The 18,443-nt window shown below is 66.7% G+C and carries 18 protein-coding genes; 9 read left to right on the top strand and 9 right to left on the bottom strand.

The window, feature by feature from the left end:
• Positions 1 to 8: 8 nt before the first annotated feature.
• Complete coding sequence (locus NUV79_RS01885) at positions 9 to 326, bottom strand: hypothetical protein (RefSeq protein WP_257731378.1); 318 nt, start codon at positions 324 to 326, stop codon at positions 9 to 11.
• Positions 327 to 577: 251 nt separating this feature from the next.
• Between NUV79_RS01885 and NUV79_RS01880 the strand changes: the two genes are divergently transcribed.
• The 6 genes from NUV79_RS01880 to leuD all read left to right on the top strand — a co-directional run bounded on the left by NUV79_RS01880 (position 578) and on the right by leuD (position 4,264).
• Positions 578 to 730, top strand: a complete 153-nt coding sequence (locus NUV79_RS01880; protein WP_156134498.1) for a hypothetical protein — start codon at positions 578 to 580, stop codon at positions 728 to 730.
• Positions 731 to 839: 109 nt separating this feature from the next.
• The gene (gene leuC, locus NUV79_RS01875) at positions 840 to 2,258 is read left to right on the top strand and encodes a 3-isopropylmalate dehydratase large subunit (protein WP_257731377.1); all 1,419 of its coding nucleotides are present in this window, start codon (positions 840 to 842) and stop codon (positions 2,256 to 2,258) included.
• 23 nt (positions 2,259 to 2,281) lie between these two features.
• Entirely contained in the window at positions 2,282 to 2,527 is a 246-nt protein-coding gene (locus NUV79_RS01870) for a hypothetical protein (RefSeq protein WP_257731376.1), read from the top strand.
• A complete protein-coding gene (locus NUV79_RS01865) occupies positions 2,527 to 2,976 on the top strand; it encodes a metallopeptidase family protein (protein WP_257731375.1) in 450 nt (149 codons plus the stop codon). Before NUV79_RS01870 ends, NUV79_RS01865 begins: the two co-directional genes overlap by 1 nt.
• 3 nt (positions 2,977 to 2,979) lie before the next feature.
• On the top strand, positions 2,980 to 3,612 hold the full coding sequence (locus NUV79_RS01860; protein WP_257731374.1) for a LysE family translocator: 633 nt from the start codon (positions 2,980 to 2,982) through the stop codon (positions 3,610 to 3,612).
• Positions 3,613 to 3,661: 49 nt separating this feature from the next.
• Entirely contained in the window at positions 3,662 to 4,264 is a 603-nt protein-coding gene (gene leuD / locus NUV79_RS01855) for a 3-isopropylmalate dehydratase small subunit (protein WP_257731373.1), read from the top strand.
• A 55-nt stretch (positions 4,265 to 4,319) separates the two neighbouring features.
• Here leuD and NUV79_RS01850 read toward each other — a convergent pair whose 3' ends face one another.
• The 5 genes from NUV79_RS01850 to NUV79_RS01830 all read right to left on the bottom strand — a co-directional run bounded on the left by NUV79_RS01850 (position 4,320) and on the right by NUV79_RS01830 (position 10,442).
• The gene (locus NUV79_RS01850; protein WP_257731372.1) at positions 4,320 to 5,570 is read right to left on the bottom strand and encodes a DUF1501 domain-containing protein; all 1,251 of its coding nucleotides are present in this window, start codon (positions 5,568 to 5,570) and stop codon (positions 4,320 to 4,322) included.
• Positions 5,571 to 5,575: 5 nt separating this feature from the next.
• A complete protein-coding gene (locus tag NUV79_RS01845) occupies positions 5,576 to 7,018 on the bottom strand; it encodes a DUF1800 domain-containing protein (protein WP_257731371.1) in 1,443 nt (480 codons plus the stop codon).
• A gap of 153 nt (positions 7,019 to 7,171) precedes the next feature.
• Positions 7,172 to 7,570 (bottom strand): DUF1801 domain-containing protein, encoded by a 399-nt coding sequence (locus NUV79_RS01840; RefSeq protein WP_257731370.1) that lies wholly within the window; start codon positions 7,568 to 7,570, stop codon positions 7,172 to 7,174.
• A 22-nt stretch (positions 7,571 to 7,592) separates the two neighbouring features.
• Positions 7,593 to 8,684, bottom strand: a complete 1,092-nt coding sequence (locus NUV79_RS01835; protein ID WP_257731369.1) for an ATP-dependent DNA helicase — start codon at positions 8,682 to 8,684, stop codon at positions 7,593 to 7,595.
• Between the two features lie 81 nt (positions 8,685 to 8,765).
• Entirely contained in the window at positions 8,766 to 10,442 is a 1,677-nt protein-coding gene (locus NUV79_RS01830) for a methyl-accepting chemotaxis protein (protein ID WP_257731368.1), read from the bottom strand.
• Positions 10,443 to 10,625: 183 nt separating this feature from the next.
• Between NUV79_RS01830 and NUV79_RS01825 the strand changes: the two genes are divergently transcribed.
• Both NUV79_RS01825 and NUV79_RS01820 read left to right on the top strand, forming a co-directional pair.
• Positions 10,626 to 11,615: an alpha/beta hydrolase gene (locus NUV79_RS01825; RefSeq protein ID WP_257731367.1), complete on the top strand. Its 990-nt coding sequence runs from the start codon at positions 10,626 to 10,628 to the stop codon at positions 11,613 to 11,615.
• Positions 11,616 to 11,634: 19 nt separating this feature from the next.
• Positions 11,635 to 12,489 (top strand): alpha/beta fold hydrolase, encoded by an 855-nt coding sequence (locus NUV79_RS01820; RefSeq protein ID WP_257731366.1) that lies wholly within the window; start codon positions 11,635 to 11,637, stop codon positions 12,487 to 12,489.
• A gap of 17 nt (positions 12,490 to 12,506) precedes the next feature.
• Here NUV79_RS01820 and NUV79_RS01815 read toward each other — a convergent pair whose 3' ends face one another.
• Positions 12,507 to 13,124, bottom strand: coding sequence for a GNAT family N-acetyltransferase (locus NUV79_RS01815; RefSeq protein WP_257731365.1), 618 nt, complete (start codon positions 13,122 to 13,124; stop codon positions 12,507 to 12,509).
• A gap of 57 nt (positions 13,125 to 13,181) precedes the next feature.
• Between NUV79_RS01815 and NUV79_RS01810 the strand changes: the two genes are divergently transcribed.
• The gene (locus tag NUV79_RS01810; RefSeq protein ID WP_257731364.1) at positions 13,182 to 13,799 is read left to right on the top strand and encodes a LysE family translocator; all 618 of its coding nucleotides are present in this window, start codon (positions 13,182 to 13,184) and stop codon (positions 13,797 to 13,799) included.
• Positions 13,800 to 13,811: 12 nt separating this feature from the next.
• Here NUV79_RS01810 and NUV79_RS01805 read toward each other — a convergent pair whose 3' ends face one another.
• Both NUV79_RS01805 and NUV79_RS01800 read right to left on the bottom strand, forming a co-directional pair.
• Positions 13,812 to 14,507 carry an SDR family oxidoreductase gene (locus NUV79_RS01805; RefSeq protein WP_257731363.1) on the bottom strand — a complete coding sequence of 232 codons (696 nt, stop codon included), beginning with the start codon at positions 14,505 to 14,507 and terminating at the stop codon, positions 13,812 to 13,814.
• 176 nt (positions 14,508 to 14,683) lie between these two features.
• Positions 14,684 to 18,283 (bottom strand): hydantoinase B/oxoprolinase family protein, encoded by a 3,600-nt coding sequence (locus tag NUV79_RS01800; RefSeq protein WP_257731362.1) that lies wholly within the window; start codon positions 18,281 to 18,283, stop codon positions 14,684 to 14,686.
• Positions 18,284 to 18,443: the final 160 nt, after the last annotated feature.

Raw genomic sequence — 18,443 nt, 5'->3', positions numbered from 1 at the left:
ACGGACGATCAATCGTTCGTGTCCAGATCGGTGAAGAGGAATCCGGCGGGCGTTCTTGTGAAGGTGAAGATGCTCCCTCCGCAGATGACGGAATAGACGTCGTTTTTGTTACCGTCGACGGCGTAGACGGGCTTTGTGCGCTGGAGGCAGGCGCGGTTCTTGGCCGTGAAATCGCGCTGATAGGCCTTGGCGCGGAACTGCGCCGCGTCGCGAACGGTATCGTCGGCCATGAAGGGCAGTTGCGTCAGTGCAGCGACGGCTGTTGCATCATTCGCCTTCAGCGCCGCGCGGAATTTTCCGATGAAGCCATCGAACTCCTTCTGCACGGCCGCAGGCGCTTTCCCCTGAGCCTGCGCGAAGGCTGGAGCGAACTGCAGAAGAGCGGCCGCAACCGCGATTGCCGAAATCCTCATGCTTCCACTCCCTGGTCGGAAACGCCGTGAAGATGCAGGCCCGTGCAAGGGATGCTATCGCGCCGTCACCCTTGCGTCACGCCGATGGCGCGGCTGCAACGGCATCGATTGTCCGTCTTGATTGGAACTGCTAAACAGTAGCCATGTCGCCGTGTGAGCATCATTTGCAGCGCTTCAGCGCCGTGCAGGGAGAGGGCCATCTGCCACCCCTGCCGACGACGCAGGACTTTGCCGCGCTGCACGACCATGCCCGTTTGCCCTGGCGCTTCTTCGGCCGCTTCACCGCTTCGATTGCCGCAGGCCTTACCGGCGCCTGAGACCGGCCGCCTCCGTGCGGCCGGCGACAGGCGACCTGTTTTTGCGTGCCGGCTCCAGCGAACCGGCGCATGATCTCACAAGCAGATTTCAGAAGACCGAGAACAAGCCATGACTGCGACCAAGGGTCCCCAGACGCTCTACGACAAGATTTTCGACGACCATGTCGTCGACCGGCAGGATGACGGCACCTGCCTGCTCTATATCGATCGTCACCTCGTCCATGAGGTGACGAGCCCGCAGGCCTTCGAGGGCCTGCGCATGACCGGCCGCAAGGTCCGCGCGCCCGAAAAGACGCTCGCCGTCGTCGACCACAACATCCCGACGACCGACCGCACCAAGGGCATCGCCGAAGAGGAAAGCCGCATCCAGGTCGAGGCGCTCGCCAGGAACGCCCGCGACTTCGGCGTCGAGTATTTCAACGAGCTCGACAAGCGCCAGGGCATCGTCCACATCGTCGGCCCCGAGCAGGGCTTCACCCTGCCCGGCACGACGATCGTCTGCGGCGACAGCCACACCTCGACGCATGGCGCCTTCGGTGCGCTCGCTCACGGCATCGGCACCTCGGAGGTCGAGCATGTGCTCGCCACCCAGACGCTGATCCAGAAGAAGGCGATGAACATGCTCGTCCAGGTGGACGGCACGCCAGCTCCCGGCGTCGGCGCCAAGGATATCACGCTCGCCATCATCGGCGAGATCGGCACTGCCGGCGGCACCGGCTCGGTGATCGAATATGCCGGCGAAGCCATCCGCGGCCTGACCATGGAAGGCCGCATGACGGTCTGCAACATGTCGATCGAGGGCGGTGCCCGCGCCGGCATGGTCGCGCCGGACGAGAAGGCCTTCACCTATCTGAAGGGCCGCCCAAAGGCGCCGCAGGGCGCCGCCTGGGACGCCGCCGTGCGCTACTGGGAGACGCTGCGCACCGACGAGGGCGCGCATTTCGACCGCGTCGTCCGCCTCGACGCCGCCAACCTGCCGCCGATTGTCTCCTGGGGCACGAGCCCCGAGGACGTGATCTCGGTCACCGGCGCGGTTCCCGATCCCGAGCTGATCGCCGACGAGGTCAAGCGCGCGTCGAAGAAGCGCGCGCTCGAATATATGGGTTTGACCGCCGGCACCAAGATCACCGACATCCCGCTCGACGTGATCTGGATCGGCTCCTGCACCAATGGCCGCATCGAGGATCTGCGCACCGTCGCGAAGATCGTCGAAGGCAAGAAGCTCCATGAGAGCCTCGACTACGGCATGATCGTTCCCGGCTCCGGCCTGGTGAAGGAGCAGGCCGAGGCCGAAGGTCTCGACAAGATCTTCATCGCCGCCGGCTTCGAATGGCGCGAGCCCGGCTGCTCGATGTGCCTGGGCATGAACCCCGACCAGCTCAAGCCCGGCCAGCGCGCCGCCTCGACCTCGAACCGCAACTTCGAGGGTCGTCAGGGCTATCGCGGCCGCACGCATCTCGTCTCGCCGGCGATGGCGGCGGCGGCGGCCCTCACCGGCCGCTTCGTCGACGTCCGCACGCTGGGCTGAGGCGAAGAGGCGGGGAGCTGACCATGTCGAACGATCCCCGCGAGGCCGGCCGCGCCGCCGAATCCAAGGCGGCGCTGGACCGGGTCAAGCGCGACAATGAAAGCCTGCTCGGCTCCTCTATGGGCCGGGCGGCCGATCATTTCTCGGGCGCCGATGCGCCCGAAGGCGACAAGGTCGAGCTCTGGGGCCGGCGGATCGGCCGTTCCCTCTCGCTCCTCGGCGTCATCGTGCTGGCCTGGTGGCTCGGCCACCAACTGAAAATCTGGTGATGGGCAAGACCGTGGACGCCAGGGTCACGACAACAGCAGAGATCGACTGGGACGGCGTCAAGGCGCCGTCGCAGGCAGCGTTCGAGGTTCTGGCCCAGGCCGCTTTCGACCGCCTGCCGGAGGAATTCCGCGCGCTCTGCTCGGACGTGATCTTCAACGTCACCGAGTTTCCCGAGGACGATGTGCTGAAGGAGCTGGAGGCGGAAAGCCCGTTCGACCTGCTCGGCCTGTTCAGCGGCATCGGCCTGCCGCAGCAGGGCTATGCTCCGCAGACCGGCCAGATGCCCAACACCATCCACCTCTATCGCCGTCCGATCCTCGACTACTGGGCTGAACATGACGAGAGCCTCGGCTCGATCGTCACCCATGTCATGGTCCACGAGATCGGCCACCATTTCGGCTTCTCCGACGAGGACATGGAAGCCATCGAAGCCGCGGCGGAGCGTTAGGCCATGTTGGACGAGCTGATCCGCAACCTGCCCGGCCTGATGCTGGTCTATTCCGCCTTCATCCTGGCGGTCGCGAGCCCCGGTCCGAGCAATCTCCAGATCATGGCGACCTCGATGGAACGCGGCCGCAGCGCCGGCTCCACCCTGGCGCTCGGCGTCACCGCCGGCTCCCTGACATGGGGTATCCTGGCCGCGATCGGCGTCACGGGTCTGATCGTGGCCCATCCGGGCGCGCTCTACGCCATCAAGATCGTCGGCGGCCTCTACCTGCTCTTCCTCGCCTGGCGTTCCGCACGCTCGGCGATGCGCGCCGAGATGCCTCCGGCGAAGCTGGTGGCATCAGGTCGCCGCACCTTCCTGCGCGGCTACCTGATGCATATCACCAATCCGAAGGCGATCCTGAGCTGGACGGCGATCATCGCGCTGGCCCTGCGGCCCGATACGCCGCCGGTCGTCCTCTACGCCATCATCATCGGCTGCATGCTGATCTCGCTCGCGATCAACCAGTTCTATGCCGTGCTGTTCTCGACGGCATCGATGATCGCGGTTTACCGCCGCATCCGCCGCAAGGCCGAGGCCTGCCTCGCCGCCTTCTTCACCTTCGCCAGCTTCAAGCTGCTGACCTCGCAACTCTGAAAAACTTCACCGCAAGAACATCGCCAAAAGGCCCATCGGAGCTTCCGCCATGCAGCCCTTCACCACCCTGACCTCGACGCCCGCCCCCATGAAGGTGGTCAATGTCGATACCGACATGATCATCCCCAAGCAGTACCTGAAGACAATCAAGCGCACCGGCCTCGGCACCGCTTTGTTCTCGGAGATGCGCTACAAGGACGACGGCTCGGAGAACCCCGATTTCGTGCTGAACCAGCCGGCCTATCGCAAGGCCGAGATCCTCGTTGCCGGCGACAATTTCGGCTGCGGCTCGTCGCGCGAGCACGCGCCTTGGGCGTTGCTCGATTTCGGCATCCGCTGCGTGATCTCCACCAGCTTCGCCGACATTTTCTACAATAACTGCTTCAAGAACGGCATCCTGCCGATCAAGGTCACACCCGAGCAGCTCGACATGTTGTTCGACGATGCCGAGCGCGGCTCCAACGCGACGCTGACGATCGACCTCCAGAACCAGACGATCAAGGGCCCGGACGGCGGCGAGATCACGTTCGAGATCGACCCGTTCCGCAAGCACTGCCTGCTCAACGGCCTCGACGATATCGGCCTGACCATGGAGAAGGGCACGAAGATCGACGCCTACGAGGAAAAGCTGAAGCAGCGCGCCTGGGCTTGAGCTCAAACGTCATTCTCGGGCCGCGCCTGGCGTCGCCCGAGAATGACAGCGCCCTTTAGACCACCAGCCCCTGCAGCGGCTTGAGATCACCGGTCTCCGGAAACACCGTCTCGGCCAGCACGGGGCCGGACACGCCGAAGAGTTCCGAGACCACGCCCTTGGCTACGGCGCGGATATCCGTCGTCGGCTTGAGATCGCGGTTCTGGTAGAGCTGCTCGGGCTTCAGGCCCGGCCAGTCGGCAACGATCCGGCCGCCCTTGACCCCGCCTCCGACGAGGAAGGCGACCGTGCCGGTGCCATGGTCGGTCCCGGTCGTGCCGTTCACAGCCGCCGTCCGCCCGAACTCGGTCGCGACCATCACGACCGTATCCTTCCAGACCGGACCGAGCCCCTGCTCGAAGGCGGCGAAGGCGCCGTCGAGCCCGCCGAGCAGATTGGCGAGACGCCCCTTGGCCCCACCCTCGTTGGCATGGGTATCCCAGCCTTCGAAGGCGAGCGCCGCGATGCGCGGCCCGTCATCGGCCCCGACCAGCGCTGCCGCGCCCTCCGCGATGCGGCGCATGCCATCGGCCGTATCCGGCCCGCCGCCGCCCTTCTGCTCACCGGCCATGCCGCGCCTTTGCGCCAGGCCTTCGGTCTCGATCGCCTGCGCCAGCGCGCGCGCCAGGCCTGGGTCGCGCTGGCCGTAGAGATCGGCGAGCCGCATCGTCAGGTCGCTGCCGGCACGCGCCATGCGTGGCGGCGCCCAGCCCAGCACCGGCGCATCGCCTCGCACCACCAGCGGCGGCACGACGCCGACGCCGAGCACGCCCTTGCGCGAGATGCCCTCACCGGCCGGCAGGTTCGCGATCAGGCAGTTGAGCCAGCCGGTCTGGGTCGCGCCCGCTCCCGGCTGGCCGCTTTCCAGAACGTCCTGCCCGTCGAAATGCGAGCGCTCGCGATAGCCGGTCGCCGCGGCATGGACGATCGTCGCCTGCCCCTGCTTGTAGAGCCGCGCGAGGTTCGGCATGGCCGGATGCAGATAGAAGAAGCCATCGAGCGGCAGCGCCGCCTCCGGCCCGTCCTTGGCGAGCGCGATGCCCTCGCGTAAGCCGGCATAATCGGGATCGCCGATCGGCGGCACGGCCGAGAGCCCGTCGAGCGCGCCGCGCAGGATCACCAGCAGGAAGCGCGGATCACGCGAACCCGCCGCCGCATAGGCGAATTTCGGCACGAAGGACCAGGCGAAGAGCGCACCCGCCGCACCGAGGATGGCGCGGCGCGATGGCGTCATCCGTTCGCAATCATCGTCGTCGTGATCGACCATCGGCGTCACCTCCGCTGGAATTCGGGCGACATCAGCAGGAGCGCGATCGCCTGCGGCTTGCTCTCGGCCCGCGCCACTGCCTGCTTCGTCTCGGGGGAGAGCAGCGGCCCCAGCACATCCTCACTGAGCACGCGCGGATCGGCGACCGATCCTGCCGCCTGCCGCCCCCATCCGGCAGCGACATCGACGCGCGTCTTCAGCCCCTCGGCCGAGGCCCAGGCCGCGTTGTCGTCGGCATAGCCATTGGGCCCGGAGGGCTGCCAGAAAGGCTGCCCCATCACGCCGGCCGGCCCGATGATCTGGCCGAAGTCGGGCTTGCGGTCGAGTGCGCGATATGACGCCAGCAGGAATTCCTGCGGCGACCTGATCTTGCTGGCCGGCGCCCGCCAGGCGGCGTCATCCTCGATCAGGGCGCGATAAACCGTTGGCAAGTCGCCGCCGCTCTGCCGGAATGTCAGGGCGAGCCTGTCGACCAATGCGCGGGGTGGCGCATCGGCCACGAAATGGCGGGCGAGCTTCATCGCGATGAACCTGGCCGTCGCGGGATGACGCGCCAGATCGGTCAGCGCGGCGATGCCCTGCGCCTTGCCCGGTTGGTCGTAGCGGCGCCCGAGCAAGGGCGTCACGCCGGGCTCGTGCAAGCCGGCGTTGAAGGCGAAGGAACCGGGAAAGCCGAGCACGCCCTCGCGCCCCACCACGGTCCAGCCCGTGATGATCCGGGCAAGATTGGTCACGTCCGCCTGGGCATAGCCGCCGGAGACGCCGAGCGTATGCAGTTCCAGGATTTCGCGGGCGAGGTTTTCGTTGAGGCCGCGCCCGCGACGGCGCCCGGCCGGCGAATTCGGGCCGACAGACTGGCGATTATCGAGGAAATCCAGCATCGCAGGATGGCTTTCCGCCGCGATCAGCATGTCCTCGAAGCGCCCGAAGACATGCGGGCGGATCGCCTCGCGCTCATAGGCGCCGGCCATGATCCGGCTCATGTTGCTCTTGGTCGCGCCGATGCAGAAATGGTTCGACCAGAACATCACCAGCCGCTCGCCGAAGCCGGTCTCGGCCGCGAGCGCGAGATCGACACGGGCTTTCACCTCGTCGCGATAGGTCCGATAGGGTAGCGCCGGCTCGTTTGCGGGCTTTGGCGCGGAAGCCATCTGGCTCTGCGGCGCGGCATTCGCGACCTGCGCGCCTTGGGGCGCCTGCGCGACGGAGACACGGCGCGCCTCGCGCTCCCGCTTTTCCTGATCCTCGAAATCATAGAGCGCCTTGCCGATCTCGGCCGCGCCGGAGAAGGTCACGCCTTCGGGCTGCGCGACGCTGCCGACCGCGATCTCGGCCAGAAGCCTGTCACGAACCTGCGCACGCGCCGCCTCGCCCTGTCCGGGCTTCGGCCCCAGACCGAACCGCTGCAGTGCAATCGCCCCTGCCTTCAGCTCGCCGGTTTCCGCCATCTGCGAGGCCTCCGCTGGTCGTGACGAAGAGGATCGATATGGACTATGGCGAAAAGCCGGCCGCTTTCATGACAATTCGGCAATGTTTGGCGGATCGATCAACGAAGCCGGGGCAAAATGAAGAGCTTTGCTCGAAATTCTGGTCAATCAGGCTCAGCGCGCTTTCTTGCCGGACATATTGAGCGCGACAGCCTCGCGAATAAGCGCTTTGAAGGCGTCGTCGTCTACCGCCTCGCCCTCGCGGATATCGATGGCGCGGCGGGCATTGCCCTCCAGGCTCGAATTGAACAGGCCGGCAGGGTCGGCCAGCGAAGCACCCTTCATGAAGGTCAGCTTGACCACGCTCTTGTAGGTCTCGCCCGTGCAGATGATGCCGCCATGGGACCAGACCGGCACGCCGCGCCACTTCACCTCCTCGACCACATCGGGATCGGCCTCACGGATCAGCCCACGCATCCGCGCCAGCGTCGCACCGCGCCAGTCGCCGAGTGCCGCGATCTTCGCGTCGATGAGCTCGGAAGCAGCCTGGCCCTGAATCTCGTCCTTCGCCATGACCGTTCCCTCACTCCAGCGCCTAGACCACGACCGTGATCGCCTCAGCCGCACGCGTCAGGCCGGTATAAAGCCAGCGCGCCCGGTGCTCGCGGAAGGCGAAGCTCTCGTCGAAGAGCACGACATCGTCCCATTGCGAGCCCTGCGACTTATGCACGGTCAGCGCATAGCCGAAGGTGAACTCGTCGGTATGCTTGCGTAGCTCCCACGGCACCTCATCCTCGGTGCCGTCGAAGAAATTCGGCAGCACCGAGACCTTCACCGCCTTGCCGCCGGCATCGTCCTCCGGCGTGACGCGCATGGTGATCAGCCCCTTCTTCGAGGTCTTGATCTCCTGTACGATCCAGGAGCCACCATTGAGCAGGCCCTTGCTCTTGTCATTGCGCAGGCAGACCAGCTTCTCGCCGGCGACGGGACTGTTATCGGCACGGCCCATCAACTGGCGGATGCGGGCATTGTAGTTGCGCCGCGTCTTGTTCATGCCGACCAGCACCTGGTCGGCCCCCATGACAATCTCGGGATTGATCTCGCCGCGCCGGATCACCCGGCTTGGGCCGTAATCGCCGAGCTCGAGCTGCCCACCCTCGCGCACGATCATCGACATCCGCACGATCGGGTTGTCAGCCGCCTGCCGGTGGACCTCGGTCAGCATGACGTCGGGCTCCTGCTCGGTGAAGAAGCCGCCGCCCTTGACCGGGGGCAACTGCGCCGGATCGCCGAGCACCAGCACCGGCGTGCCGAAGGAGAGCAGGTCCCGGCCCAGCTCCTCGTCGACCATCGAGCATTCGTCGATGATGATGAGCTTCGCCTTGGCCGCCGCGCTGTCACGATTCAGCGCGAAGATCGGACTCTCCTCGTCGACGCCGCGCGAACGGTAGATCAGCGAATGGATGGTCTGCGCGCCATGGCAGCCCTTGTTGCGCAGCACGAGCGCGGCCTTGCCGGTATAGGCGGCGAAGACGACATCGCCGTCGACCGCCTCGGCGATGTGGCGCGCGAGCGTGGTCTTGCCGGTACCGGCATAGCCGAACATGCGGAAGAGTTGCGGCTCGCCGGATTGCAGCCAGCGCGCCACGGCGGTCAAAGCCATATCCTGCTGGGGCGACCAGCTCATCGCGGGACCATCGTCGAAAAGGGCATGGCGCAGATGGGGCCGAGTCGGGCCTTAAGACAAGCCCGGCGATGTCCGAACCGTTCAGGCGGCGCGCAATCGCCTGACGAAAGCCTCGGCCTCGGCCTGTAAGGCATTGATCCGCTGGTCGAGTTCCCGTGCGCTCGCCGCGCCGGTATCCGCCTGACCGACGGTCTGCAGATTGGCGGCGGCGATCTCGCCCATGGCAAGCGCGGCGGTGCCGGTTACATCCGAAATCCGCGCCACGGTCTCGCCAAGCGAGCCCAGCAACTCGACATGCGACCCGACCATGGTCGCGATCTCGGTGCCGGTCTGCTCCACCGCCGCCACGCTGGCCCCGATCGCCGACACTGCATCGGCGGCATGGGACAGGGCCTCGTCCGCCTGCGCGATCCGGCTGACGATCCGCCCGGCTGCGTCCGAGGCCTGGTTGGCAAGCGTCTTCACCTCGGCCGCGACCACCGCGAAGCCACGGCCATGGGCCCCGGCACGCGCAGCCTCGATCGTCGCATTGAGAGCCAGCAGGTTGGTCTGGCGCGCCACCGCATCGATGATCCCCACGACATCGCGGATCTGCGCGGCATTCTCGGTGAGGCGCGTCACCAGCGCATGGGTGCCAGCCGCCTCCCGGGTCGCCTCGGTTGCCATTTCCGAGACGCGCCGGACCTCGGTATTGATCTGGCCGACGACGAAATCCAGCCGCATGGCGGCCTCGCTGGAGCGGCGCGCATCGATCCCCGCACCATCGACGGAAGCCGCCGCCGTCTCAGTGCTCCGCGAGATCTGGTGCACGCGAACCGCCGCGTCCTGCAAGGCCATGCGCAGCACCTCGCTCTCCCGCCCGATCTCGCCGAGCAGGACGCCGAGCCGCATCTCGAACTCATCGGCGATCCCGGCCAGTTCAGCGTTGCGGAGCTGCTCCAGGCGCCGCGCATCGTCGGCCTCGCTCTCGCGTGTCACCAAGGTCGCCCTGACCTCGCTGAGCTGGCGCACGACGCGGGCGAGCTGGCCGATCTCGTCGGCCCGGTCGCGATGCGGCACGTCGATGACCCGATCCGATGCCACGGCCTGCCGGATCGCCTCCATCAGGTTGCGCAGGGGCCTGGTCAACTGGCTGCGCAGCATCAACAACGCGAGCAGCGCGCCTCCCAGCGGCAGGAGAACCGCGAAGAGGATCGTCCGGAAGCGGACCGCCTCAGCCCGCGCCGCGGCGCGCAAGGACGCATCGCCTGCCCGCTTCGCGAGCTGGTCGCGCAGCGCGGCGGTCGTCGCAACGATCTCGTCGACATTGGTGCGCGCGTCCTCCGCGCCCGCCTCCAGCAGGGCGGCCTTGGCCGAGACGCGCTGGCCGATATCGACGATGCCGTGCTGGAAGGCGATGAAGGTCTTGATCCGGGCATCGAGCGTCGGATTGGCCTCAAGCAGGTTCTTCGGCAGGGCCGAGATCAGATGCGCGCGCGCCGCGTCGACCAGATCGATGGCCGCATCGAGCTTGCCGAGCATCGCCTCGATATCCCGAGGGGCGCTGTCCGCCTCCACCCGGCTGAGCAGCGCGGTGGCCGCGATCCGGCTGGATAAAAGCGAAGCACTGCCGGCGAGGCGGATATCCGAAAAGGCGCCGGCATCGATGCGCCGGGCTTCATCGAAACCGCGCAGGGCGCTGGCGAGGCCGAGCGCCCCGGCGAGACCCAGCAGCGCGAAGAAAATCATGATCTTCGCCGTCAGTCCCAGTCGCCGCATCGTAGCCTCGGTCTCGTAGTCCCCGCTCCTTTGACAGAGGTGAACGAACACGGAGTTAACGCAACACAAGATGGCGCAACGATATCAATATCTTAGCCGGATACACAATGACCCGCCTCGCCGCATGGGAGGTCATGTTTCGGCGAGATTGCGACGGATCGCGGGCCGGCCTAGCTTCACGCCATGAGACGCCGCGCCAAACGAATCCTCCTGCTCTGTCTCGGTCTGGCCTTCATCGGCTATGCCGCCTTCGTGCTGTCGCCCTGGCCCTCGGCCCTGCTGACGCGCCTCGCCTTCAGCTACGGAGCGTCGAAGACCACGGCCGCACTCGCCCCGCATGTCCCGGCCGGCATCCGCGAGCAGCGCGATATCCGCTACGGCAGCGCGGAGGACGAGAGGCTCGACATCTACCTGCCACCAGACGGCGACCAGCCGGGCCGCCCGGTCGTCGCCTGGATCCATGGCGGCGCCTTCGTCGCGGGCGACCGGCAGGATGTGGCGCCCTATCTCAAGATCCTGGCCGGGCGCGGTTTCGCGACGGTCGCTATCGGCTATACCCGCGCACCGACAGCCCCCTATCCCTTGCCCGTACTCCAGGCGAATGCCGCGCTCGGCTTCCTGCAGCGCGAAGGCCAGCGCCTCGGTCTCGATCCCACGCGGATCGTGCTGGCCGGCGATTCGGCCGGTGCTCATATCGCCTCCCAGCTCGCGGCCGGCCTGACCGGCAAGGACTACGCCGAGCTGCTCGGCCTGAAGCCGGCCGTCGCGCCCGCAAGCTTGCGCGGCACGGTCCTGTTCTGCGGCGCCTTCGATCCGACGGCTTTCGAACTGACAGGCCCCTTCGGCGGCTTCATCCGCTCCGTGCTGCTGGCCTATTTCGGCACCTCGAACCCGTTCGACAGCGAGCGCATCACCGAGGCTTCCGTACCGCGCTATGTCACGGAAGCCTTCCCGCCGAGCTTCATCTCGGTCGGCAACGGCGACCCGCTGGCGCCGCAATCGGTGGTGATGGCGCAGGCCCTGCGCGACCGCGGCGTCAGGGTCGACACCCTGTTCTTCCCGGCCGAGACCGAGCCGAAGCTGCCGCATGAATACCAGTTCGATCTAGGCCGCCCGGAAGGAAAGCAGGCATTGGAGCGGCTGACGGCCTTCCTGAACGGCCTCTCGCGCTGACCGGCTGGGAACCGAAGCCATGCACGTCACCGTGAACGGGGTTCGCCTCTATGTTGATGTCGAGGGCGCCGGGCTGGTTCCCGACGGCCCCCGGATGCGCGAGAAACCGACACTCGTCCTGCTTCATGGCGGGCCGGGTTTCGACCACAGCATGTACAAGCCTGCCTTCTCCGCTTTGAGCGACATTGCCCAGATCGTCTATTTCGACCATCGCGGTTGCGGGCGCAGCGAGAACGGTCCGAAGGATCGCTGGACGCTCGACCAATGGAGCGATGATGTCAGGTCTCTCTGCGATACGCTCGGGATCGAGAAGCCGATCGTCCTGGGAACGTCGTTCGGCGGCTTCGTCGCCCAGGCCTATGCGACGCGCCATCCCGGCCATGCCGCAAAGCTGATTTTGGTCAGCACGGCTGCAAAATTCGACTTTCGGCAGGTCTACGAGGCCTTCGAACGCCTCGGCGGCCCCGAAGCGGAAAAGGCGGCCCGCGGTTACTGGTCCGCCCCCTCCGATGCGACCCGCTCGATCTATGCAAAGGTCTGCGTCCCGCTCTACGCGCCTCGGAAACAAGCGGATGACGGATCGTGGGTTGCGCGCGCCATCACGCGCAACGAAACCGGCGTCCACTTCAACGGCCCCGGCAACGAGCATGGCCGCTTCGATTTCAGGGAGGCGCTTGCGCGAATATCCTGCCCGGTTCTCGTCATGGCCGGAGACAAGGACCCGATCACGCCGATCGCCTTCAGCGAGACGATTGCAGCCAGCCTCCCGCCTGACCGGGTCAGTTTCCAGCGCTTTGCCGGTTGCGGGCACGGCATCGTCGCCGACGACCGGGACGGCGCCTTGCAGGCAATCCGCGACTTCATCCTCACATAGGGCGAAGCCAGCGCGGCCTACAGCACCAGCCTGAGCAGCGGCCGGCCCGGCTTCTGGCGGGCGACCTCGACGAAGCCCGCGCGCAGGAACACGCTTTCCGGCCCGACATAGAGCCCCTCGGCGCTGCGCTTGTCCTCGTTGTCCATGGCCGCGGCCTCGATCAATCGCGCCTGGCTCTCCCGCGCGAAGACCACCGCCCCGTCGAGGAGCGCGCCGGTCACGCCCTTGCCGCGAAAGCCCTTGCGCACGAAGAAACAGGATGCCGCCCAATTGCGGGGATCCTCGGCCGGCGCATCCGGCAGCGGCGTCGAGGCGCGGCGCGGGTTGTTCCACTCGGGAACATCGGCACGCGGGCCGACCTGCAGCCAGCCGACCGCCTTGCCTTCGGCATAGGCGAGCACGCCGGGCGGCGGCCCCTTCTTCACGCGGTCTTCGAACAATTGCCGCGCGCCTTCGCCCAGCAAGGGCTTGCGCAGCCGCTGCGGCATACGGAAATGGTTGCACCAGCAGCCGTAGCAGGGGCCCTGCGGGCCGAAGAGATCCTCCAGATCGCCCCAGCGCTCCGGCGTCAGCGGCTCCACGACAAAACTCGTCCGCTCCATCGCCATCTCCCAATCCGCAGCAAGGCGGAGCATCTGGACAGGTCATCAAGATCGGCAGATCACTAGGCGACACCGCCGGAGACCAGCGCCATGTCGCTCGAAACCTATGCCGCCTATCTCATCGCCTGCATCGTCATCATCATCGTTCCCGGGCCGACGGTCACGCTGATCGTCGCCAACAGCCTGAAGCACGGTACCCGCGCCGGCCTCCTCAACGTGGCAGGAACCCAGTTCGGGCTTGGCATCATGGTTCTCGTCGCCGGCATCGGGCTGAGCTCCGTCGTCGCGACGCTCGGGCACGGGTTCGAGTGGCTGCGGCTGGCCGGCGCCGCCTATCTGATCTGGCTGGGCTGGAAGATGTTCCGTTCGGCCGGCGCCGATCTCGACGGCACGGCTCCGGCGAAGCCGCCGCGCGGCGGCTTCTTCCTGCAGGGCGCGCTGGTCGCCCTCAGCAACCCGAAGACGCTGCTGTTCTTCGGCGCCTTCTTTCCGCAGTTCCTCGATCCCGCCCGCGACCACGCCACCCAGATCGCGATCATGGGCGCGACCGCGCTGTTCTTTGCCGCGCTCAGCGACGGCGCCTATGCCCTGCTTTCAGGCAAGGCCGGGCATTTGCTGTCGCGCAATCGCGTGCGGCTTTTGTCGAAGCTCAGCGGCGGCTTCCTGATCGGCGGCGGGGCCTGGCTCGCCTCGACGCGGGCGAGCTGAAGCCGTCAGCGCTCACCAGGCGATCTTTTCGCCGGTATAGTCGCGGAAGCTGTTGGTCTCCGCCATGCCCGAAGCGTCGATGGTCCGGATCAGCCCATTGGCGCTCTCGGCCGGCGTGATATCGGCGCCGCTGCCGCCCATGTCGGTCTGCACCCAGCCGGGATGGAACAACATCACGCTGACATCGCGCGAACGCACGCTGTTGCCGAACACGACCATCGCCATGTTCACCGCCGACTTCGACGAGCGGTAGATCAGCGCATTGCCGGGGTTGGCGGCGATGGAGCCCATGCGGCTGGAGATCGTCGCGATCTTGCGGCCCTGTCCCGCCTCGACATTCGGCAGGAAGGCCTGCGCCACGCGGATCGGCGCGTAGACATTGACCTCGAAGACCTCGCGCCAGGCATCGAAATCGACATCGAGCCCGCTCTGCCGATCACGCGGACCGTAAAGGCCGGCATTGTTCAGGAGCACATCGATCGGCTGCCCGGCCAACGCCTCCTTCGCCGCCGCGACGCTGGCATCGGAAGTGACGTCGAGTTCCACCGGGATCAGCGCCGCCGGATGCTCGGCCGCAAGCTCGGCCAGCGCCCCGCCCCAGGGATTGCGCGCCGCCGCGATCACCCGATCGCCCCGGCGCAGCAATTCGATGGTGATGGCAAGTCCGATGCCGCGATTGGCGCCGGTGATCATCCAGGTCTGGGGCATGTCCGTCTCCATGGTCAGGAGACGGAGCTAAGGACGATCCGCGCATTCTGACCAGAGGCTCGAACGCGCACGCGTCATGCTCGCCCTTGTGGCGAGCATCCACGTCTTGAACACGGTCCCCGGCACGGGAAGACGTGGATGGCCGGGACAAGCCCGACCATGACGGCGAGTGTATCTCAGTCCTTCGCCTTGCCGTATCCGCCCGCCGTCGGCGTGATCACCGTCACCGCCTCGCCGGCCTGGAGCAGCGTCTGGTCGGAGGGCTTCAGCTCCTCGACCGCGCCCGAGAGCCTGCGCACCAGCGTCTTGCCAAGCTCGCCCGCCTCGCCGCCATCGACGCCGAAGGGCCGGACCCGGCGATGCGAGGCCAGGATCGCGCAATCCATCGTCTCGCGGAAGCGGATGGTACGCGAGGTGCCGTCGCCAGCGGTCCATTCGCCCTTGCCGCCTGAGCCTTTCCGGATGTGGAAATCCTCCAGCACGACCGGGAAGCGCGTCTCCAGGATCTCCGGGTCGGTCAGGCGCGAATTGGTCATGTGGACATGAACGCCCGACGTGCCGTGGAAGCCGGGGCCGGCCGGCGAGCCCGAGCAGATCGTCTCGTAATACTGATACTGGTCGTTGCCGAAGGTCAGGTTGTTCATCGTGCCCTGCGAGCAGGACATTGCCTTGAGCGCGCCGAACAGCGTGTTCGTCACCGCCTGCGAGACCTCGACATTGCCCGCAACGACGGCCGCCGGATAGCGCGGCGCCAGCATCGAACCCTCCGGCACGACGATCCGGATCGGGCGCAGGCAACCGGCATTCATCGGGATCGCGTCGTCGACCATGACGCGGAAGACATAGAGCACGGCGGCCCGCGTCACCGGGGCCGGCGCGTTGAAATTGTCCGGCCGCTGCTCGGAGGTGCCGGTGAAATCGACCGTCGCCTCGCGCTTCTCGCGATCGATGGTGATCTTCACCTTGATCGCGCAGCCCTGGTCCATCGGATAGGTGAACTCGGAATCGTGCAGCTTGGTCAGCAGCCGCGCCACGCTCTCGGCCGCGTTGTCCTGGACATGGCCCATATAGGCCTGCACGACATCGAGACCGAAGGAGCCGATCATCTTCTTCAGCTCGGCCAGCCCCTTCTCGTTGGCGGCGATCTGCGCCTTCAGATCGTTGACGTTCTGCACGACGTTGCGGACGGGATAGCGCGCGCCGGTCAGGCGCTTGACCAATTCCTCCTCGCAGAAGCGGCCCTGATCGACGATCTTGAAATTGTCGATATAGACGCCCTCTTCCTCGATGTTGGTCGCGAGCGGCGACATCGAGCCCGGCGCCGTGCCGCCGACATCGGCATGGTGGCCACGGCTCGCCACCCAGAACAGGATGTCCTTGTCCTCGGGGTCGAAGACCGGCGTGCAGACCGTGATATCCGGCAGATGCGTGCCGCCGTTATAGGGCGCGTTCAGGCAATAGACGTCGCCCGGCTTGATCACCGGGTTGTTGGCGATAACGGTCTCGACCGAACGGTCCATCGAGCCCAGATGCACCGGCATATGCGGGGCATTGGCGACGAGCGCGCCGGTCTGGTCGAAGACCGCGCAGGAGAAGTCGAGCCGCTCCTTGATGTTCACGGAATAGGCGGTGTTCTGCAGCGTCACGCCCATCTGCTCGGCGATCGACATGAACAGGTTGTTGAAGATCTCGAGCATGACCGGATCGGCCTTGGTGCCGATCGCGGCCTGCTGGATCAGCGCCTTGACGCGGACGAGCACGAGATGGTCGCGGGCGGTGAGCTTGGCGCTCCAGCCCTCCTCGACGACGACGGTCTGGTTCGGCTCAATGATGATGGCCGGACCCGCGACGCTCTGGCCGGGCCTGATAGCCTCGCGGCGGACGATCGCCGCATCATGCCACTGGCCCTTGGCGAAGAAGCGCGTGCGCTCGGCGGCAACCGGTTCGCCTGCCTGCTCGGACCCGGCAGCTTCCTCGAACTTCGCGCCGCCGCCGACAGCCTCGACCTCGACGGCCTCGACGACCAGCGCCTTGGTCTCGTCCATGAAGCCGAAACGCGCCTTGTGCGCGGTCTGGAAGGCCGTCTGCATCTCGGCGCGCGTGCCGGCCGGAACCGCGATCGCGGTATCGGTGCCGGAATAGCGGATATGGGCGCGCACATGAATCGCGATATCGCCTTCCGCCACGCCCTGGCCGACAACTTCCGCCTTCGCATCTGCGGCAAGCTTCGCGGCGACAGCTTCGATCGCGGCCTTGGCCTCGCCATCGAGCGCGACATCCAGCGCCGATGTCCGCGTCGAGCGGATTTCGGCGAGCCCCATGCCATAGGCCGAAAGCAGGCCGGAGAACGGGTGCAGCAACACGGTCTTGATCCCGAGCGCGTCGGCGACAAGGCAGGCATGCTGCCCGCCGGCGCCACCGAAGGAATTCAGCGCGTAACGCGTGATGTCGTAGCCGCGCTGCACCGAAATCTTCTTGATCGCTTCAGCCATGTTGGCGACGGCGATCTGAATGAAGCCGTCTGCAACCTCCTCAGGGCTGCGCCCGTCGCCGACCTCGGCCGCCAGCACCGCGAACTTGTTGCGGACGATGCCGACATCGAGCGGCTCGTCCTGCTTGGGGCCGAAGATCGCCGGGAAATAGGACGGGATCAGCTTGCCGACCATGACATTGGCGTCGGTCACCGCCAGCGGCCCGCCCCGGCGATAGGCGGCCGGGCCAGGATTGGCGCCGGCCGAATCCGGCCCGACGCGGAAGCGCCGTCCGTCGAAATGCAGGATCGAGCCGCCGCCGGCCGCCACCGTATGGATCAGCATCATCGGCGCGCGCATGCGCACGCCGGCGACCTCGGTCTCGAAGGCGCGCTCATATTCGCCGTCGAAATGCGCGACGTCGGTCGAGGTGCCGCCCATGTCGAAGCCGATCACCTTGTCGAACCCGGCCGAGCGGCCGGTCTCGGCCAGGCCGACCACACCACCGGCCGGGCCGGAGAGGATCGCGTCCTTGCCCTGGAACAATTCGGCAGCGGTGAGGCCGCCCGAGGACATCATGAACATCAGGCGCGCGCCGGTGCGGGCGACATCGAGTTCTTCCGACACCTGCTGCACATAACGGCGCAGGATGGGCGAGAGATAGGCATCGACCACGGCGGTATCGCCGCGGCCCACCAGCTTCACCAGCGGCGAGACCTCGTGGCTGACCGAAACCTGCGGGAAGCCGATCGTGCGGGCGATGCGGGCCGCGACCTGCTCATGCGCCATGTAGCGGTAGCCATGCATGAAGACGATCGCCACAGTGCGGAAACCGGCATCGTACTGCGCCTGCAAGGCATTGCGGATCGCCGCCTCGTCGGGCGCACGCTCGACCGTGCCATCGGCCAGCACGCGCTCGTCGATCTCCTCGACCGCATCATACAACGCCTCGGGCAGGATGATCTGCTTGGCGAAAATGTCCGGCCGCGCCTGGTAGCCGATGCGCAGCGCATCGCGGAAGCCCTTGGTGGTCACCAGCAGCGTACGGTCGCCCTTGCGCTCCAGCAGCGCGTTGGTGGCGACGGTGGTGCCCATGCGCACCTCGCCGATGATCCCGGTCGGGATCGGCTCGCCCGCCTTCAGCCCGAGATGCTCGCGGATGCCCTGCACGGCGGCGTCGCGATAAGCGCCGGGATTTTCCGAGAGCATCTTCCTGGCATGGAGATTGCCAGCCGGATCGCGGCCGATCACGTCGGTGAAGGTGCCGCCGCGATCGATCCAGAAGTCCCAATGAGCCGCCGACATAGACCCTCTCCCCCTTGGACAAGCCGGGATCGCCCGACAATGACAAATCATCGATAAATCGTCGATGAGTTGTTGACAAGGCGATTCTGCCGGCTACGATCCCGATTGTGGCTGGAACATGGCTGAGGGGCCGGGCCGGCGCGAAAGCGGAGGATGCGAC

The sequence above is a fragment of the Allobosea sp. 47.2.35 genome (genome assembly GCF_024655635.1).
Classification (GTDB): domain Bacteria; phylum Pseudomonadota; class Alphaproteobacteria; order Rhizobiales; family Beijerinckiaceae; genus Allobosea.
The sequence above is the reverse complement of the archived record's forward strand: the minus strand, read 5'-3'. Positions and strand labels throughout refer to the sequence as shown.

Excerpts from the sequence above, each read along its gene's own strand:
- leuC (WP_257731377.1), top strand. The coding sequence starts at position 840 with ATGACTGCGACCAAGGGTCCCCAGACGCTCTACGACAAGATTTTCGAC.
- NUV79_RS01870 (WP_257731376.1), top strand. The coding sequence starts at position 2,282 with ATGTCGAACGATCCCCGCGAGGCCGGCCGCGCCGCCGAATCCAAGGCG.
- NUV79_RS01865 (WP_257731375.1), top strand. The coding sequence starts at position 2,527 with ATGGGCAAGACCGTGGACGCCAGGGTCACGACAACAGCAGAGATCGAC.
- NUV79_RS01860 (WP_257731374.1), top strand. The coding sequence starts at position 2,980 with ATGTTGGACGAGCTGATCCGCAACCTGCCCGGCCTGATGCTGGTCTAT.
- leuD (WP_257731373.1), top strand. The coding sequence starts at position 3,662 with ATGCAGCCCTTCACCACCCTGACCTCGACGCCCGCCCCCATGAAGGTG.
- NUV79_RS01850 (WP_257731372.1), bottom strand. The coding sequence starts at position 5,570 with ATGGTCGATCACGACGACGATGATTGCGAACGGATGACGCCATCGCGC.
- NUV79_RS01845 (WP_257731371.1), bottom strand. The coding sequence starts at position 7,018 with ATGGCGGAAACCGGCGAGCTGAAGGCAGGGGCGATTGCACTGCAGCGG.
- NUV79_RS01840 (WP_257731370.1), bottom strand. The coding sequence starts at position 7,570 with ATGGCGAAGGACGAGATTCAGGGCCAGGCTGCTTCCGAGCTCATCGAC.
- NUV79_RS01835 (WP_257731369.1), bottom strand. The coding sequence starts at position 8,684 with ATGAGCTGGTCGCCCCAGCAGGATATGGCTTTGACCGCCGTGGCGCGC.
- NUV79_RS01830 (WP_257731368.1), bottom strand. The coding sequence starts at position 10,442 with ATGCGGCGACTGGGACTGACGGCGAAGATCATGATTTTCTTCGCGCTG.
- NUV79_RS01825 (WP_257731367.1), top strand. The coding sequence starts at position 10,626 with ATGAGACGCCGCGCCAAACGAATCCTCCTGCTCTGTCTCGGTCTGGCC.
- NUV79_RS01820 (WP_257731366.1), top strand. The coding sequence starts at position 11,635 with ATGCACGTCACCGTGAACGGGGTTCGCCTCTATGTTGATGTCGAGGGC.
- NUV79_RS01815 (WP_257731365.1), bottom strand. The coding sequence starts at position 13,124 with ATGCTCCGCCTTGCTGCGGATTGGGAGATGGCGATGGAGCGGACGAGT.
- NUV79_RS01810 (WP_257731364.1), top strand. The coding sequence starts at position 13,182 with ATGTCGCTCGAAACCTATGCCGCCTATCTCATCGCCTGCATCGTCATC.
- NUV79_RS01805 (WP_257731363.1), bottom strand. The coding sequence starts at position 14,507 with ATGCCCCAGACCTGGATGATCACCGGCGCCAATCGCGGCATCGGACTT.
- NUV79_RS01800 (WP_257731362.1), bottom strand. The coding sequence starts at position 18,283 with ATGTCGGCGGCTCATTGGGACTTCTGGATCGATCGCGGCGGCACCTTC.